At 48.4% G+C, this 16,422-nt stretch carries 13 protein-coding genes; 1 reads left to right on the forward strand and 12 read right to left on the reverse strand.

The features are described from left to right. Positions 1 to 188 (forward strand): hypothetical protein (locus tag DWX32_RS19975; protein ID WP_207664918.1); only part of this gene is annotated, 188 nt, incomplete at its 5' end. A 168-nt stretch (positions 189 to 356) separates the two neighbouring features. Here DWX32_RS19975 and DWX32_RS14845 read toward each other — a convergent pair. From DWX32_RS14845 to DWX32_RS14910, 12 genes are all read right to left on the reverse strand, one after another. Then, positions 357 to 2,633 carry a hypothetical protein gene (locus DWX32_RS14845; RefSeq protein ID WP_117761976.1) on the reverse strand — a complete coding sequence of 759 codons (2,277 nt, stop codon included), beginning with the start codon at positions 2,631 to 2,633 and terminating at the stop codon, positions 357 to 359. A gap of 212 nt (positions 2,634 to 2,845) precedes the next feature. Beyond that, positions 2,846 to 4,486: a TIM barrel protein gene (locus tag DWX32_RS14850; RefSeq protein WP_158568581.1), complete on the reverse strand. Its 1,641-nt coding sequence runs from the start codon at positions 4,484 to 4,486 to the stop codon at positions 2,846 to 2,848. Between the two features lie 206 nt (positions 4,487 to 4,692). Further along, positions 4,693 to 4,866: a DUF4250 domain-containing protein gene (locus DWX32_RS14855; protein ID WP_022461670.1), complete on the reverse strand. Its 174-nt coding sequence runs from the start codon at positions 4,864 to 4,866 to the stop codon at positions 4,693 to 4,695. Beyond that, the gene (gene clpB / locus DWX32_RS14860; RefSeq protein WP_117510089.1) at positions 4,863 to 7,469 is read right to left on the reverse strand and encodes an ATP-dependent chaperone ClpB; all 2,607 of its coding nucleotides are present in this window, start codon (positions 7,467 to 7,469) and stop codon (positions 4,863 to 4,865) included. The genes DWX32_RS14855 and clpB overlap by 4 nt, the downstream gene beginning before the upstream one ends. A 191-nt stretch (positions 7,470 to 7,660) precedes the next feature. Further along, positions 7,661 to 8,743 carry a hypothetical protein gene (locus tag DWX32_RS14870; protein ID WP_117510090.1) on the reverse strand — a complete coding sequence of 361 codons (1,083 nt, stop codon included), beginning with the start codon at positions 8,741 to 8,743 and terminating at the stop codon, positions 7,661 to 7,663. Between the two features lie 171 nt (positions 8,744 to 8,914). Continuing rightward, positions 8,915 to 9,859 carry a CobW family GTP-binding protein gene (locus tag DWX32_RS14875; protein WP_055267686.1) on the reverse strand — a complete coding sequence of 315 codons (945 nt, stop codon included), beginning with the start codon at positions 9,857 to 9,859 and terminating at the stop codon, positions 8,915 to 8,917. A gap of 32 nt (positions 9,860 to 9,891) precedes the next feature. After that, positions 9,892 to 10,953, reverse strand: a complete 1,062-nt coding sequence (locus DWX32_RS14880) for an NAD(P)-dependent alcohol dehydrogenase (protein WP_022461674.1) — start codon at positions 10,951 to 10,953, stop codon at positions 9,892 to 9,894. Positions 10,954 to 11,096: 143 nt separating this feature from the next. After that, positions 11,097 to 11,783, reverse strand: a complete 687-nt coding sequence (deoC, locus tag DWX32_RS14885) for a deoxyribose-phosphate aldolase (RefSeq protein WP_055220244.1) — start codon at positions 11,781 to 11,783, stop codon at positions 11,097 to 11,099. Further along, positions 11,780 to 12,499: a GntR family transcriptional regulator gene (locus DWX32_RS14890; RefSeq protein WP_055220242.1), complete on the reverse strand. Its 720-nt coding sequence runs from the start codon at positions 12,497 to 12,499 to the stop codon at positions 11,780 to 11,782. Before DWX32_RS14890 ends, deoC begins: the two co-directional genes overlap by 4 nt. Before the next feature lie 294 nt (positions 12,500 to 12,793). Next, entirely contained in the window at positions 12,794 to 13,495 is a 702-nt protein-coding gene (locus tag DWX32_RS14900; RefSeq protein WP_173816457.1) for a hypothetical protein, read from the reverse strand. A 240-nt stretch (positions 13,496 to 13,735) separates the two neighbouring features. Further along, positions 13,736 to 15,091 carry a C40 family peptidase gene (locus DWX32_RS14905; RefSeq protein ID WP_117510092.1) on the reverse strand — a complete coding sequence of 452 codons (1,356 nt, stop codon included), beginning with the start codon at positions 15,089 to 15,091 and terminating at the stop codon, positions 13,736 to 13,738. A gap of 197 nt (positions 15,092 to 15,288) precedes the next feature. Further along, positions 15,289 to 16,359, reverse strand: a complete 1,071-nt coding sequence (locus DWX32_RS14910) for a BMP family ABC transporter substrate-binding protein (RefSeq protein WP_147398502.1) — start codon at positions 16,357 to 16,359, stop codon at positions 15,289 to 15,291. Positions 16,360 to 16,422: the final 63 nt, after the last annotated feature.

The raw sequence follows: 16,422 nt of genomic DNA on the forward strand, positions 1-16,422 counted from the left end.
CTTTCGAACTTCTTTGCTGTTCTCTCGATCAGCAACTCGTTTATTTTATCAAACTCATTCGCTTTTGTCAAGAACTTTTTTCAGGTTTTTTGAAGCAGTTTTTCCAACCCGCGGCAGCCACCCGGCTCCGAACTAGGTTTTTCTGTTTCAAAGAAACTCTTTTGCATCAGCTCTCGCTGACAGCTTAGTTATAATAACACCGCCCAAAGCAAAAGTCAACACCTTTTTTCGAATTTTCTTATTTTTAGAAAAATATAGTTAATTCTGCATATTTTGTATTTTATCTGACTATTTACAATCTATCCGAAACCGTCCAAAAGAAAAGGCGCCTTCCGGCGCCCTTTCCCTTTCAACTCTTATTTCTCACGTTTACGATAAACAACTGCTCCGACCACTGCTGCTGCAGAAACGCCGAGCAGGATCACCCACAGCATCACCTGTGTGCGGTCTCCCGTGTCCGGACTCTTTGTTGCTTTCTTCAGATAGAATACGGTATCCGCCTGGCCCTTGCTTGAAACGATCGAAATCGTATGCTTGCCTTCTGCCAGACTCTTTGTATACTCGGCCTTCAGCGTAACCTGCGTATTCTCTTTTCCAGCCGTCACATAATTCTTCGCATCAATCTCTTTCTGGTCGATGAGAACCTTTTTGAGATCCTTTGCTTCAAAATCTGCGGTGAAGGAAAGCTCCTTGCCCTGCATACCTGACTGATTGACTCCTTTGGTAATCTTCGGAAGATTCTGCGCAGTCATCGGTTTCTGTTTCAGGCCGGCAATCGCTTTTTCCAGCGCTGCCGCATAACCATCCACCGTCTTCTGCTCCGTGATATTCTTTCCGCGTACAATCGCTGCTTTTGCATCATTGACTGCTTTTACGCTCTCGTCCGTGTATTTCTTCAGATCGTTTGGAATCTTCTTCACTGCGGCATCTACTTTGCTGTAGTCCGCATCTTTATACGTAAGGCCGGCAATCGCTGCCTCGATCTTTTTTGCGTAACCGTCTACGCTCTCCTGCTCTGTGACCGGCCGCTCGGTTACGACGCTGTTCTTTGCATCTTCCAGTGCTTTTACAGACGCATCGGTATACAGACGGAGGTCCGCCGGAATCTTTTTGATGGCTTCCTCTACTTTGGAATAATCTGCTTTCCGAACCTGCAGTCCTGCCAGTGCATTTTCAATTGCTGCTGCCCAGCCGTCTACTTCTGCCTGATCCAGAATGGTTTTTCCACTTTCTACGCTGTTGATCGCTGTCTGAAGCGGCTGAATGCTTTCTTCCGTATAAATACTCAGATCATTCGAAACTTTGGCAAGAGCCGCGTCTACGGCGCTGTAGTCCGCCGGTTTCAGGGTCAGTCCGTCAAGAGCTGCTTTCAGGTTCTCTGCAAACTGATCGACTTCCTCCTGCCTGCTGTCATCCAGATCCCATACAATGGCTTCTTTTGCCGCATTCAGTGCTTTTACACTCTTTTCGGTATAAATGGATAAGTCTTTCGGAATCTTTCCCAGGAGTTCTTCCACTCCCTGATAATCTGCCGGAACCGGTTTGCGTACCAGTGCTGCAATTGCATTCTCCAGTGCTTCCGCATAAGCATCAACTGCCTGCTGCTCTTCTATCGTTTTGGTGCGGTCGATGGATGCGATGACTGCATTCAGTGCTTCCACGCTCTCTTCCGTATAGATAGAAAGATCTCCCGGAACTTTGGCAAGTACTGCATCAACTTCTGTGTAATCTGCGCCAAGAAGCGTCAGTGTGTTTACTGCTGTCTGAATGGCTGCCGCATAACCATTTACGGTTTCCTGTTCAGCTGATGGCAGGTTCTCTTTTACCGCATCTTTTGCTTTCTGAACAGCTGCCGCGCTTTCTTCTGTATACCGGCCCATGTCCTCCGGTATCAGCGCCAGCGCTTCTGTTACTTTGGTGTAATCTGCGGCTTTTACAATCACAGTGAATTCCTGTGTGAAGTCAACGCCGGTTTTCTTTCCGTCTTTGATTGTCGCCAGAAGTTTTACGGTTCCGGCATTCGTTACTTTCAGGTTTGTGCCGTCTAAAACAGCACCTGTCATTCCGGCATCCGTGATTTCCCATGTGATCTGTTTCTGATCTGCATTTTCTGGAACTGCTTTGCCCGTCAGTGCGGTGGTTCCCGGGATTTCTTTCGGTATGCCCTGGATTTCTGTTACAGCTGCGTACTCATAGGTTCTTATCTGGATTTCAATGGCATCTTTTGTTTCCGTTTCTGCGATCTTTGTTACAATCCAGCTTCCGTTCCAGCTGTCTGCCTTTTTAAGCAGATAATCTGCCGGAGCCTTTTTGGCCTTTTCCGTAAGATCCTTCAGATTCCAGGAAGCCGCCGCTGCGATCACAGCCTCTTTTTCTGTTTTTATTCTTTCTTTGTCATCTTTCTGATCTTTCTTTTCATCCGGATTTGTTTTTTCTGAAAGTATTCGGATTTCTCTGTTCTCTGCATCATTTTTAATCTCCGTATCTTTGCCGAGAACGTCGCCTGCTTTCAGCGAAAGCTCTCCGAACTTCCACGTTTTGGCTTCCTCTTTTGCGAATGCCATGGTTGGGAACATCGTCACGATCAGAAGCATGGACAGTACAAACGAAAGCATTTTTTTCGTTTTCTTCATAACACAAATCCTCCTTTCCTTTTGATTGTTTTGCAGCCGCCAGGGGCCGCAGTTTCTCTTGTTACTTTCATTATACGTGTGTCAGAAAAAGAGTCAACGGGCCGTAAAAATTCGTAAGAATTCTTGTGCATTTCCGCTAAAATACTTTCAACGTTTTTTCACAATACTTCCATGAATTTTTACGGCCCGTCAGATTTTCTTAAGATATTCCTTTATTTGTGATGAAGCACATATTTCACATACGCAATTCTGCGGCTGTCCGGTGCCCAGGAGTTGACGTTGATACTGCCCTGGCCGCCGAAAAGATCCAGCAGTTTTTTCTTATTCTGTCCGTCATAATCCATCATTCCAAGCGATACATACATGTTCGGCAGATGCTCATTCGGTTCCAGCTCACCTTTAGCGAAGGTCAGGTAAATGACGTGTTTTCCATCCGGCGAAACGTGGCCGAACCAGTTGTTGGCATCGGAATCGGTCATCTGGGTGAGACCGCTGCCGTCACGGTTCATCCGCCATACCTGCATCAGACCGCTTCTGGTGCTGTTGAACCAGATGTGCTTTCCGTCCGGTGAATACTCCGGACCGTCGTTGTAGCCTTTGCCGTCCGTCAGGCAGGTTTCCTCGCCGCCGTCTGATGGAATCGTACAGATCTCAATGCGCATGGTCTCCTCCTCCGGCTTTTTGCGGAAGGCACAGTACGCAAGCTCTTTTCCGTCCGGCGACCAGCCGTGCAGATAGCTGAGACCCGGTCCGGTGAGGTCTTTTGGTTCACCGCCTGTCATCGGGAGCACGTAGATGTGGGATTCATACGTTCCATCTGTGAGTTCCGGCGGCATGCAGCTTACCGCCAGCAGCTGGTTGTCCGGTGACGGAACGTGGTCATTGTTGCACTGCACGCAGAAACCGGTATCAACCTGCTCCACATGGTCTTTGTCGATCTCATAGCGGTAGATTTTTCCATCCGCATTATAAAGCAGGGTGTTTCCATCGTTCAGCCAGTTCGGTGCCTCGATGATTCCCGGAAACTCATGCAGCACGGTTTCTTCTCCGGTCTCCACATCCATCGTGCAGAGAATGCTGTCGGTGTTGTCTCTGTCTCCTGTCCATCCGGAGAGCATTTTTCCGGCGCGGCAGGTATCCTCCAGTGTTGCCGCATCCATATCCACAATCTGCAGTGCACCGTTTGCACGGGCGAACTGGAAGCAGGCTTTCAGATCAACCATGCCTTTTCCAAGCGGCGCTTCCTGGCCGGTGATTTTCATATCTTTATAATGAACGGCTTTGACTCGGTCCGCATGCGCCCAGAGGAACTCTTCCGGGTCGACGCCGCCGCAGTACATCCAGCCGGCATCTACTTCTGCTCCGACTTTTTCACCGCAGGCTTCCAGGAGATATTCGTACGCTGTTTTTCCATTCACGCGGATACAGATATCTTCTTTTTCGTTGTGGATCAGAAGACCTGCTCCGGCTTTTTCCAGTTCTTCTGCCAGTTCGCGGTATCTTGCAGCGGTTTCGTCCAGAACATCTTTTGTCAGGCGTGCCGGGCTCTTTACGACAAACCAGGAAATGTGGTATTTCTGCGCCAGTTCTGTAAGAATGGCAAATTCTCTTTCATAGTGGTATTCATCCAGGAAAATGTGGACCGCATGAACCTCAATGTGGTATTTTGCAAGCAGCGGCATTGCCTGCTCCAGATCCTCCGGGATCCAGAAACCGTAGTCCCTGGCATCAACACGGAATCCGAGACACGGCTCGATCTGGCGGTAGCCTGCCTCATAGATTTTCTTTAAAAATCCTTCGGGATCCTGTTTCCATTCTTTGGATACCCCATACATCTGTACACCAAAATACATATTGGTTTCCTCCTTCTCCAGATCCGCTGTTTCCCCATTTTCAGCGGATTTTCTTTTCCTCCATTTTACCACATTTCTTCTATTATAGATATGATTTTTCCTGTCAGTTATAAGAAACACGCTTTGCGTAAAAAAGGCGCCCCGTATGTGTTTTTTCCACATACGGAACGCCTTTTTCCGCCATTTTTTTCAGGGCCTGGTTATTCTTATACAAACTGGTTCGTTTTCTCATCGTACTCATAGTCGATGAGCGCCAGTTTTTCCCGCAGATCGGATTCCTCTGTCTGCATGGCCGCGCAGAATTCTGCGAGCGACGGGTAAAAATCTCTTAATTGCGTATTGACATAGCTCAGCAGCATTACGGGATCTTTCGGCATCATTCGTCTACTACCTCCACACCTGGTTTGATCATTGCTTTCAGGCCGCCGTTTTCCACATCCAGAAGGATCGTATCGCCCTCGCTGACCTGACCGCCAAGGATCAGTTTTGCGGTGCTGGTTTCTACCTCTTTCTGTACGAAACGTTTCAATGGACGGGCGCCGTAAACAGGGTCGTAGCCGCCCTCGATGACAAACTGTTTTGCAGCCGGGCTCAGTTCGACGGTAAGCTCCTGGTCTGCCAGACGTTTGTTCAGTCCTTTCAGCAACAGATCTACGATATGACCAATGTTGTCTTTTGTCAATGGTTTGAACATAATTGTTTCATCCAGACGGTTCAGGAACTCCGGACGGAAGTGTGCACGCAGATCCTGCATGACCAGGTTTCTCGCCTCTTCGGAGATGCTGCCGTCGTCCTGAATGCCGTCCAGCAGATACTGGGATCCGATATTGGAGGTCATGATCAGGATCGTATTTTTAAAGTCTACGGTACGGCCCTGGGAGTCGGTGATACGGCCGTCATCGAGTACCTGCAGCAGAACGTTGAAGACGTCCGGATGCGCTTTCTCGATCTCATCGAACAGAACAACAGAATATGGTTTTCTGCGCACTGCCTCGGTCAGCTGGCCGCCCTCCTCGTAGCCTACATATCCCGGAGGCGCTCCGATCAGACGGGAGACGGAGTATTTCTCCATGTATTCACTCATATCGATTCGAACCATGTTGTTCTCATCATCAAACAGCTTTTCTGCCAACGTTTTCGCAAGCTCTGTTTTACCGACACCGGTAGGTCCAAGGAACAGGAACGAACCGATCGGTTTTGTCGGATCCTTGATTCCGGCTTTGGAACGGATGATTGCATCCGAAACCTTGGTGACTGCCTCATTCTGGCCGATAACTCTCGTGTGAAGTTCATCTTCCAGGCCGAGGATCTTAGTTCTCTCTCCTTCGGTCAGTTTTGCAACCGGGATTCCGGTCCAGCGGGAGACAATTCTGGCAATCTCTTCATCCGTTACACTCTCGTGTACCAGGGAGAGATCTTCATTTTTAACTTTTTTCTCTTCTGCTTCCAGCATCTGCTGTAATTTCGGGAGTTCACCGTACTGCAGTTCAGCGGCGCGGTTCAGATCGTAATCATTCTTTGCTTTCTGGATCTGGCGGTTCATGTCCTCGATCTGCTCACGCAGTTTGGACAGTTTCTCAACGGAACTCTTTTCATTTTCCCACTGTGCCTTTGCAGAATTGAAGGTATCCTTTAACTCAGCCAGCTCTTTCTGCAGTGTTTCCAAACGCTCGCGGCTCAGATTGTCGGTCTCTTTTTTCAGTGCAGCTTCCTCGATCTGCATCTGCAGAATCTTACGGCGCTGCTCATCCAGCTCGGCCGGCATGGAATCCAGTTCTGTCTTGATCAGAGCGCATGCCTCGTCGACCAGGTCGATTGCTTTATCTGGCAGGAAACGGTCGCTGATGTAACGGTTCGAAAGGGTTGCGGCTGCAACGAGGGCACCGTCGGTGATTTTTACGCCGTGGTAAACTTCGTAGCGCTCTTTTAAGCCACGCAGGATGGAAATCGTATCCTCTACGGTCGGCTCATCAACCTGAACCGGCTGGAAACGGCGCTCCAGGGCGGCATCTTTTTCGATGTACTGGCGGTACTCATCCAGCGTTGTGGCACCGATGCAGTGCAGTTCGCCTCGTGCCAGCATAGGTTTCAGCATGTTTCCGGCATCCATCGCGCCGTCGGTCTTTCCGGCGCCGACGATCAGGTGCAGCTCATCGATGAACAGAATGATTTTTCCGTCGCTCTTTCTGACTTCCTCCAGAACGGCTTTCAGACGCTCCTCGAATTCGCCGCGGTATTTTGCACCGGCTACCAAGGCTCCCATATCGAGGGAGAAAATGGTTTTATCTTTCAGGCTCTCCGGTACATCGCCGTTGGCGATTCGCTGGGCCAGGCCTTCTACGACTGCGGTTTTACCAACACCAGGCTCACCGATCAGAACCGGATTGTTTTTTGTCTTACGGGACAGGATACGGACAACGTTCCGAATTTCGGTATCACGGCCGATAACCGGGTCCATTTTCTGGTTTCTGGCTTTTTCTACGATATCCTGGCCATATTTTTCCAGGGTGTCGTATGTCGCCTCCGGGTTGTCGGTGGTAACTCTCTGGTTTCCGCGCACGGTGCTTAATGCCTGCAGGAAACGTTCTCTTGTGATGCCGTACTCCTGAAACAGTTTTTTCATGGACGGGCTTGGGTTTTTCAGCATTGCCAGGAAGAGGTGTTCTACGGAAACATACTCGTCTCCCATGGCTTTCGCCTCATCCTCAGCATTTACCAGTGCTTTATTCAGATACTGACCGATATACGGCTGACCGCCGGATACTTTGACGCGGTCGTTCAGTGCCGTCTCGACACGGTTCAGAAAATGTTCTTTGTTGATTTCCATCTTTTCGATCATTTTCAGAATCAGGCTGTCGTCCTGATGCAGGAGATTATACAACAGATGCTCCTGCTCTATTTCCTGGTTGCCGAAATCGTATGCGGTCTTTTCCAGGTCCTGTACAGCCTGCAGCGATTTTTGTGTGAATTTACTGATATTCATAATCGGCTTCCTCCTTATCTATTTGGGTGCTAACATTCGCTCCGAACAAAAAGAGCGTTGATGTGAATTTTCTTTTCTTTCTTTGTTCTAGTCGTACTATAACACTAGTTATTAGCACTGTCAATAGGTGAGTGCTAATTTTTTTTATTTTTCCCGACGCTCCTTTTCTCCCTCCCCCCCCTAAAAGATTTTTATTCATCGCCGTACACAGCAATAAAATGAATCAGTGCCTCTGTTTCGGAACTGGCATACTTTTTGGCAGATGCTTCCAGCGGCTGTGATTGATATGCTTCAAACGAATCGCCCTCGTCGCGTCCAGATATGTAGCGATTATCATTTAGTTTCCACTTCCTCATTTCTTCAAAATAAGCAGTATTCGCCATTTCCGAATTCCAGTCCATTCGCTCCAGCAGATAATACTCCATTCCATGATAACATTCTTCGCAAATTCCCGTAAAAAATTCTTCTGCTGTCTGAGATGTTAAATGCTCTGGAGCATACCATATTTCGTTCTCTTCATTATTATATAATGCAACGCAATTCGATGATCCTGTCTCTTTCACATACAGCGGAATTTCGGGAATTCCAAGTCGTTCTGTTTCAAGCCGTACCATCTTCTGCGCTGCAATTGTTCTTTCTTCCAGTGTTTTTTGCCTCCATTCGCTCTCCTTTAAGCTCAGCAGAAATTCTTTATTTTCCTGAAAAATGTTCTCCTGATTCTGGACGAGATTATAGTCCTTTTTTCGTTCGTAAAGTTCTGCCACTCCGGACGGAGACTCAAGCTTCCAATATATCATCATACAAGTCGGTACCATACTCACGCATACTGAAACAAACAGAAATGCGTTTAAGTCACTTCTTTTTAATCTCCAGAATTTTTTCGGAGAATATTTTCGTTTTTTTCTATGTAAATCTCTTAAAACCGTAACAAGAAATATCCCATCCAGCACTGCAAGAAACAACACAATTTTCAGTGAATATTGGGCAAATAAAAACAGCATCAGTATGCTCGGCGGAAATGTATAGAATAAAACTTCATTTGCAGTTCCATCTGCGCAGTAGCTTCGAATGGGTGAGGCCAGCCACAAAATCAGGCACAGCGCATAGGCAAAAAGCATTGTCCCCGACGAAATATGGACGGAACATTCTGTAATATATACCTCAACCTGTTTCACATACATCACATACAAGATACAGATCGGATATAAAATCGAGCTTTTGCTCAACCAGTATGCCGCTGATTTTCTTTCCCGTCTTCTTTTCTGTTCCTCCATATCAGATCCCCCTGATTTTTCTTTTGTTTTATTTGAAATACTTGTATGTTTATTTTAGCGTAATTTTTCGTTTTTGCCTATCCTTCGTTTTTCAGTTGAATCTTTCTGTAAAAACCAAAATTGCGAAACCCTGTTTTGGCAGGACTCCGCAATCTCTTTTTCCTATTTACTTTATGATACATGACGGGCAGCATATTTCATTTTCTGGTTTCCGGCGCATTTCTTAAAATACTGCCGGATCGCATCTTCGTTCATATCGTTTCCGATAAACACAGCCTGGCCGGCGTTTTTCTGTTCTGTGCCGGTGATGCTGTAGCGGTGATCGGCGACATCAAATTGGAGAAACTGGTCTCCGGCTGCGAACTGTCCTTTTGCACGGATGATATTTCCAAACGCTCCGCGAATGATCTGTTCCAGAAAACACCACAGGGTTTCCGGTGCCTCCATTCGGATATTTTCGAAGGAGAAGGTCTCCGGCATCTTTTCGCCGCTCTGCGTATCCTGTACTTCTTTCTCATATCGGCCGCCCAGCAGCAGGCTCTGGTAATCTTCCCGTGTCATCGTGGATGCATAATCCGTGATGATTTTTGCCTGCGGGTTAATTTCCTGCAGAAATTTCTGGATGCGCTGTTTTTCTTCCGCCTGGCATGCTTCTGTTTTGGAAACAATGATCGTATCCGCGCTTCGGATCTGATCCTGATACAGCTCGGGATATTCCGCCATATAGCGGCGGTAACTGTAAACATCCACAATAGTGACCGGCGAGAGAAGCTGAATTCTCTCGTACTCGATCTGACGCAGATTTTCTATAATCCGGGCGAGACTTCCGACGCCTGTCGGTTCTACGATCAGGTATTCCGGGTCTACCACATTGGCAATGGTCAGCACGGATGCTGCAAAATCCTTTTTCCCGATGCAGCAGATGCACTGCTCTGTCATTTCCCATACATTTTTCTGCGTTCCTTGCCGGTTCTGGCCAAGACGTGCGCCGTCGATTCCTGCGGCTCCATATTCATTTTCCAGTATGGCAAACCGCTGATCGACGTTCCTGGCCAGCCGTTTGATAAATGTTGTTTTTCCCGCGCCCAAAAAGCCGGATACGATCAATATTTTCATACGTTTCCTTTTTCAGTCAAATTTTCAAATCATCAGTCAGCCAATTTAACGACTGGTTTGATTAAATCCTTCGGTTTATCTCTCATGAGGAACAGTGCTTCTTCCAGATGATCCCATCCATCAAACACATGTGTGGACAGCGGGCTGACATCCAGCTTGCCTGCCGAAACAAGAGCTCCCAGTTTTTCCATGCGGAGTCTTCCGCCAGGCATCAGGCCTCCGTTAATCTGTTTGTGACCCATTCCAACGCCCCACTCTACACGCGGAATATCAATGTTGTCACCGGATCCAAGATAGTTTACATTTCCGATCTTTCCGCCCGGTTTCAGGCATTTTACTGCTTCTGCAAAGGTTTCTACACCACCGCCGGCGATGACTACTTTATCAACACCTTTTCCATCTGTCATATCAAGTACCTGCTGGAAAATCGGTCCGTTCTTGTAGCTGACAAAATCCGTTGCGCCGTATTTTTTTGCCGCTTCTACGCAGACCGGTCTCGTTCCGACAGCAATGATTCTCGATGCGCCGCGCATATTCGTTCCGGCTACCGACATCAGACCAACTGGTCCGATTCCGATGACAAGAACTGTATCACCAAACTGTACATCGGCAAGCTCTACGCCGTGGAATCCGGTCGGCACCATATCGGAAAGCATGCACGCGTCGACAACATTGATGTTTTTCGGAAGCAGCGCAAGGTTTCCATCGGCATCATTTACATGAAAGAATTCAGAAAAGACACCATCTTTGAAGTTGGAGAATTTCCAGCCTGCCAGCATTCCGCCGGAGTGCATGGAATAACCAGCCTGTGCTTCCAGAGAATTCCAGTCCGGAGTGATGGCCGGCACAAGAACCCGGTCTCCCGGTTTGAAATCTTTTACGAGCTCTCCGACTTCCACAACCTCTGCACAGCACTCATGGCCCAGAATCATGTTATGACGGTCACCGATGGCCCCTTCCCATAAAGTGTGGACATCTGATGTGCAGATGGCAACTGCCAGTGGACGGCAAATGGCATCCATCGGCCCGCATTTCGGGCGTTCTTTCTCGATCCATCCGGATTCACCGATTTTCAGCATTGCATAACCTTTCATATCTTTTGCTCTCCTTTCAGATTGTTAATGATTTATCGATTCCTATGATTCGAATATATCACTAATAGGTTACTAATTCAACAGAAAAGTCACGGAATATCGTAGAATATTCCGTGACTTTTTTATAGCTTTTGCACAATAGATTACTTATAGATACTTTTTATCAAATTCTGTACCGACCGCATTCCCATACCGAAACGGCTACAGCCGGCTTTCTGCATTTCCTGTATAGTTTCCAGACTGCGGATTCCACCGGCGGCCTTGATCTGAATGCGACCGGCGGCTTCACGGCTCATGATTCGAACCTGCTCCACGGTGGAAGGACAGCCGGGATACCATCCGGTGCTCGTCTTTACATAATCCGCACGGCCTTCCACACACAGATCCACTGCCTGGCAGATTTCCTGCTCCGTCAGCTGCGGTGCCTCGATGATCACCTTAAAAATCGCCGAAGGCACCTGCTCCCGGATGGCCAGAAGTTCTTCTTTTACATAAGAAAATTCGTGGCTTCTGAATGCCGTAAGATTCATCACCATGTCGATTTCCCGGCAGCCAGCCTCCCACAGTTCTTTTGCCTGCCGCTTCTTCTGTCCGGTCGTATCTCCGCCGCCCGGAAAGCTTACCACGCCTCCCGCATGGATTTCTCTGGTGTCCTGCAGCCGTTCTGCCACATGGGCGCTGAACGCCGGCAAGGTAAACACAGCAGCCAGACGATATTTCTTTGCCAGCTCCACCATCGCATCAATTTCATCCATTGTATGAAATGCCTGTACACAGCTGATATCAATCTGCCGCATCAGTTTCTTCTGTTCTTCTGTCTCATCGCTCATTTACTCCGTCCTTTTCCCGAAATCTCCACCTCGTACTTGCTTCCGATGATCCGCACGTGGTCAATGCTCACCGGCCGGTTCTGCCAGTAGGTGACTCTGTGCACCACAAGAAGCGCATCCTTCGGCTCCGTTTTCAGAACCTGGGCTTCCATAAAGGTCGCGGATTTCGCTGAAATTCTGTCTCGTGTCTCATCAATCTGCAAGCCGAATTTCTCCTCCAGAAACTGATACAGCGCTACAAACTGATTCTCATACGCCTCGATGCCAGGGACTTTCGCATATTCGATATAATTTTCCATCAGCGTAACAGGCTCTTCATCCGCAAGCTGCAGCCGCTGAATCCTCGCCACGCTGGTTCCCTCCGGAATTTCCAGTTCATCGGCGAGCTGTTTGTCCGCCGAAATGATGTCGATCATCATATCTGACGTCGTTACCCGATATCCTTTTTTCATCAGGGATTCCGTGACCGATGTGACCTTGTTATAATTCTGAATTGCCTTATGATTCAGCACCCTCGTTCCAGAACCCTGGCGAACCTCAACCAGTCCCTCCTGCACCAGCATCTTTACTGCATTCCGTACCGTAGTACGGCTGACCTGATAGATTTTCTCCAGTTCACACTCCTTCGGCAGAAATCCCCCGACAGGATATGTTCCCTTATTGATCTCGTTTTTCAGTCTGCTGTAAACCTTCACATAAGCCGGTGCATTTTTCATCTTCTTCCCCTCCCGTGAAATATCAATATCCGCTTTTTGATCCTTTTTGCAGTATACCATATTTTGACGGCACAATCGAGTCCCAAAGAAGAGTTCCTGTTTTCTGCTTTGTCACCGACACATACTCTGCCAGACGCACAGAAAAAAGGCAGACGCATGTCATTTCTTTATGACTCACATCTGCTCTGCATGAATCTTCTTTTTTCTGCTGTCTGCGAAATACTTCCATTCTCCAGAAGCAAATCTCTCTTTCTGCGGTGTAAATTTTTGTTACAAATTTTTTATTGTTCTTTTCTATTTTTTCGTATCAAACCGCATCACCGCCATGTGCACCACGTACGGCACCAAGATGACCGGGATTGCCAGGTATGCCAGGATGCTGTACACCTTCTGGATCAGCGTCAGCAGACCAAACTGTGCGATAAGGAAGTCCGCGATGCAGCAGACAAGCGCGGCAAGGATCTGGGTGCGGCTGATTTTGCCTGCGGTTTCTGTTCTGCTGCTTCGTTCAGCGAGACCGGCGTGGATTCGTTTGACCATGGCGGCAACCATGTTGACGGCTGTGGATACGGCACCGAGGATGATCAGTACGGAAATCAGCGGTGTCATGAATTTACTGCCGACGCCCTGCTGAACCATAAATAATGTCGGGACGCTCTGCTGGATCATTTCCGGGTTCTGGTATACGGTCATGATTCCGAGGACGACCATGATCATCAGAAGGGCATTTAATACGGCACCGACTGCCATGCTCTTTCCGGCATCCTGCGGTTTTTCGAAGGATTTGGCATGCTGGACGAAGACTGCGACATTGGCAAGCTGGAAGGTTCCGTAGAGGAATGCGGCGTACAGGGCTTTGCCGAATGGGAGGTCTGCGGTTTTCATGGCGTTTACAGTATCGCCGATCTTTCCGGCTCCGGCGATGATGTTCGGGACGTAGACGATCAGCAGACCGGCGATAATGCAGATGGACAGCACTGACGCTACTTTCCGCACCAGATCCGTTCCGAATACCGAAACGACGAAAATAATTTTCCAGTTTCATAACGATTCTCCCTTCTTCCTAACAAGCAAAAGGGCATACTGACCTTCTGTTGGTCAATACGCCCTTGTATCTCCGATGTGCTTTAGTATATCACAGTTTTAACGCGAATGCACTCAATTTTAAGCAAAACGCAAAAGATCCCGGGATTTTTCTCTCCCGGGATCTGAAAATTCTTACTATGTAATTCTTTTTTAAACCACACGTCTTACCGCAAGAATCGTGGTATACGCTGCGTTGCTGCTGATCTTGATACCGTCGCGCTCATTGCTTGCGTGTACGATTGCACCGCCGCCGATGTAGATGGCTACGTGGCCGCTGTAGCAGATAATATCGCCCGGCTGAGCCTCTGCATAAGATACACCGCGTCCTACACCACGCAGTGCACTGGAGGAATGCGGAAGGTCGTATCCGAAGTGTGCGTAAACGCTCATGATAAAACCAGAGCAGTCAGCTCCGTTGGTAAGGCTTGTGCCGCCCCATACGTATGGATTTCCAATAAACTGTGTTGCATAGGATACGATGGCACTTCCGGTTGCGCTTCCGGTGCTGCTGGAGCTGCTGGAATCATCCGAGCTGCTGGTATCGCTGGACGAAGAATCATCGTAAGAGCTTCCTCCGTTAGACGGTGTTGTTGTCGTGGTGGAGCTTCCTGTGCTGGACGGTGTGTTGTCTGCCGTTGTTGTATTATTTGCAGCACTGCTTGCGGCTGCTTCTGCTGCTGCCTGTCTTGCTGCTTCTGCCTGGCGGGCTGCCTCGGCTGCTTCTGCTGCCTGACGGGCCTCTTCGGCTTTTCTTGCTGCCTCTTCGGCTGCAATCTCCTCCTGGATCTGCTGGATCTTTGCGTTCTGCTCTGCCAGTACTGCGTTGTACTGTGCAGCCATGTCGTTCAGGTCTGCGATCTGGTTTTCGTAGTCATCGGAAACGGCTTTTTTCTGCTCAAGCATTGCCTCAAGGGACTGCTGCTGTGCTTCCTGCTCTGCCTCACTGGCTTCGAGATCTGCTTTTTCATCTGCAAGCTGATTGCTGTAGTCTGTTACCTGCTGTACAAGATCCATGTACTCCTGCAGGCACTCTCTGTCGTATTTGTATAACTTCTGGGTGTACTCAGCCTGGTTGAGAATGCTGCTTAAATCTTTTCCCTCCAGAAGAAGTGCTGCCCAGCCGTTGTCTCCGCCGCTCTCATAGAGGAACTGGATTCGTTTTTTCATCAGCTCGTACTGCTCGTCCTCTTCAGCCTGGGACTGTGCCAGTTTTTCCTGTGTTGTTTCAATTTCTGTCTGTTTCTCTGCAATTTCATTTTTCAGATTTTCCACGGATGCCATGGTTACAACAAGCTGTGCGTCCAGGTCATCAATCTCGCCGGTAATCTGATTCTTTTTGGTTTCCAGATCGTCGATTTCTGCTTTTGCGTTGTCAAGCTGTGCGCTGGTCTCTGCCTGTGCTGCCTGCTGCTGCTGTAACTGCTCCTGTTTCGAGGCGCTTACTGTCATTACCTGAGCTGCACTTACGATCACTGCTAAACTTAAGGCAAGAAATTTTTTTCTCATTCTTTCACTCCCAAATTGATTCGTTGTATGTAGGTTTCTTTGTTTCAGGTTTCCCTGTTTCTTAGAAATTCAATTATTCTGTAACAATTTTGAAATATTTTTCCCAATTCTTTTACATAATATCACAATTCACAAATGGATGCAAGGAAAAATATCCCGACTTTTTGTAAACAATTCGTGAACAGTAACGATACATGTTATTTTACCTTCTGTACACTCACACAACTCAATTTGTATTGATCCGGCGAGGAAAGCGCATCGCCGTCAGGGATTGAAAAGTCCTCTGCGGAGAATTTCGCACAGAGTGCCCGGTACTGATCCTCTGTAAAGTACGGCACCGCATCCTGATTCCATTCCAGACTGATTTCCTGATCGGCCACGCCGCGCGTTACAATTTTCCCGCCTTCAAAATCCTTTTGTTTCATTTCTTTTAACGCATTGTAAACTGCAGTTCCATAATCCAGACGTACTTTCAACACGGCATTGGCGTACTCCTCCACGCCGCCGTTTGCGATCAGTGCTCCGCCTGCCGCAGATGCTGCTGCGCCAAGTACATTCTGATACGATGCACCGTCCGAGAAGAGAATCTGTCCGCCCTCACCATACCAGCTTTTGATTTTTTCCAAATACGACGGTGATACGCTGCTGCTTTTCCGATACGTATAATCCAGCGTGATGCTGTTTTCTCCAAGTCCCAGATCCGCAGCGGCCGCCTCTGCACCGAGTGCATAACCTGTCCCGTACTTTGTTCCGTTCTCTTCGTTTTTCTGTCCGATATAGCCCAGGTGCGTGTAGCCGGCCTGTACTGCCGCATATCCTGCCAGGTAGCCGGCCTCTGATACATCAATTTCCAGGCTTTCTGTATTTCCGCGGAGACGGCTGCGGCCGCTCTCACTGACCGGTTCTGCCTCCAGCAGCAGAAAACGGACATCCTTCCAGTCGCGCTGTGCATCGTAAACGGCGCGGCTCATGCTCGTTCCGGCACAGACGATAACGGATGCTCCCTTCTGCGCCGCCTCTTTGATGGTGTTTTCATAGTCCTCTGTTGTCCGTCCTGCCGGAACACTTGCTTCATATTTCAGACCGCTCTCGTCTCCATACTGCGCAAGACCGTTCCATGCTGACTGATACACGGCATCGGAAGCTACCTCACTGCCGTCGGTTACCAGCACCAGATCCACTGGTTCCGCCTTTTCTTTTCCGCAGCCGCCCAGCAGCAGCAACGACACTACGCCAAGACAGAGCGCCCATTTCCAGCTCTTTCGCATGTTTACTCCCCTTGTATTTTTATTTTCCAGATTTTTTCTTTTGTATTTCTGATCTGCGTCTTT

The sequence above is a fragment of the Blautia sp. AF19-13LB genome (assembly GCF_003479105.1).
In the GTDB taxonomy this organism is placed as follows: domain Bacteria; phylum Bacillota; class Clostridia; order Lachnospirales; family Lachnospiraceae; genus Fusicatenibacter; species Fusicatenibacter saccharivorans.

What these genes read in the sequence shown, in the direction of transcription:
- clpB (WP_117510089.1), bottom strand. Translation starts at nt 7,469, where the DNA reads ATGAATATCAGTAAATTCACACAAAAATCGCTGCAGGCTGTACAGGAC.
- DWX32_RS14855 (WP_022461670.1), bottom strand. Translation starts at nt 4,866, where the DNA reads ATGATGCCGAAAGATCCCGTAATGCTGCTGAGCTATGTCAATACGCAA.
- DWX32_RS14845 (WP_117761976.1), bottom strand. Translation starts at nt 2,633, where the DNA reads ATGAAGAAAACGAAAAAAATGCTTTCGTTTGTACTGTCCATGCTTCTG.
- DWX32_RS14850 (WP_158568581.1), bottom strand. Translation starts at nt 4,486, where the DNA reads ATGTATTTTGGTGTACAGATGTATGGGGTATCCAAAGAATGGAAACAG.
- deoC (WP_055220244.1), bottom strand. Translation starts at nt 11,783, where the DNA reads ATGAGCGATGAGACAGAAGAACAGAAGAAACTGATGCGGCAGATTGAT.
- DWX32_RS14910 (WP_147398502.1), bottom strand. Translation starts at nt 16,359, where the DNA reads ATGCGAAAGAGCTGGAAATGGGCGCTCTGTCTTGGCGTAGTGTCGTTG.
- DWX32_RS14875 (WP_055267686.1), bottom strand. Translation starts at nt 9,859, where the DNA reads ATGAAAATATTGATCGTATCCGGCTTTTTGGGCGCGGGAAAAACAACA.
- DWX32_RS14905 (WP_117510092.1), bottom strand. Translation starts at nt 15,091, where the DNA reads ATGAGAAAAAAATTTCTTGCCTTAAGTTTAGCAGTGATCGTAAGTGCA.
- DWX32_RS14880 (WP_022461674.1), bottom strand. Translation starts at nt 10,953, where the DNA reads ATGAAAGGTTATGCAATGCTGAAAATCGGTGAATCCGGATGGATCGAG.
- DWX32_RS14870 (WP_117510090.1), bottom strand. Translation starts at nt 8,743, where the DNA reads ATGGAGGAACAGAAAAGAAGACGGGAAAGAAAATCAGCGGCATACTGG.
- DWX32_RS14890 (WP_055220242.1), bottom strand. Translation starts at nt 12,499, where the DNA reads ATGAAAAATGCACCGGCTTATGTGAAGGTTTACAGCAGACTGAAAAAC.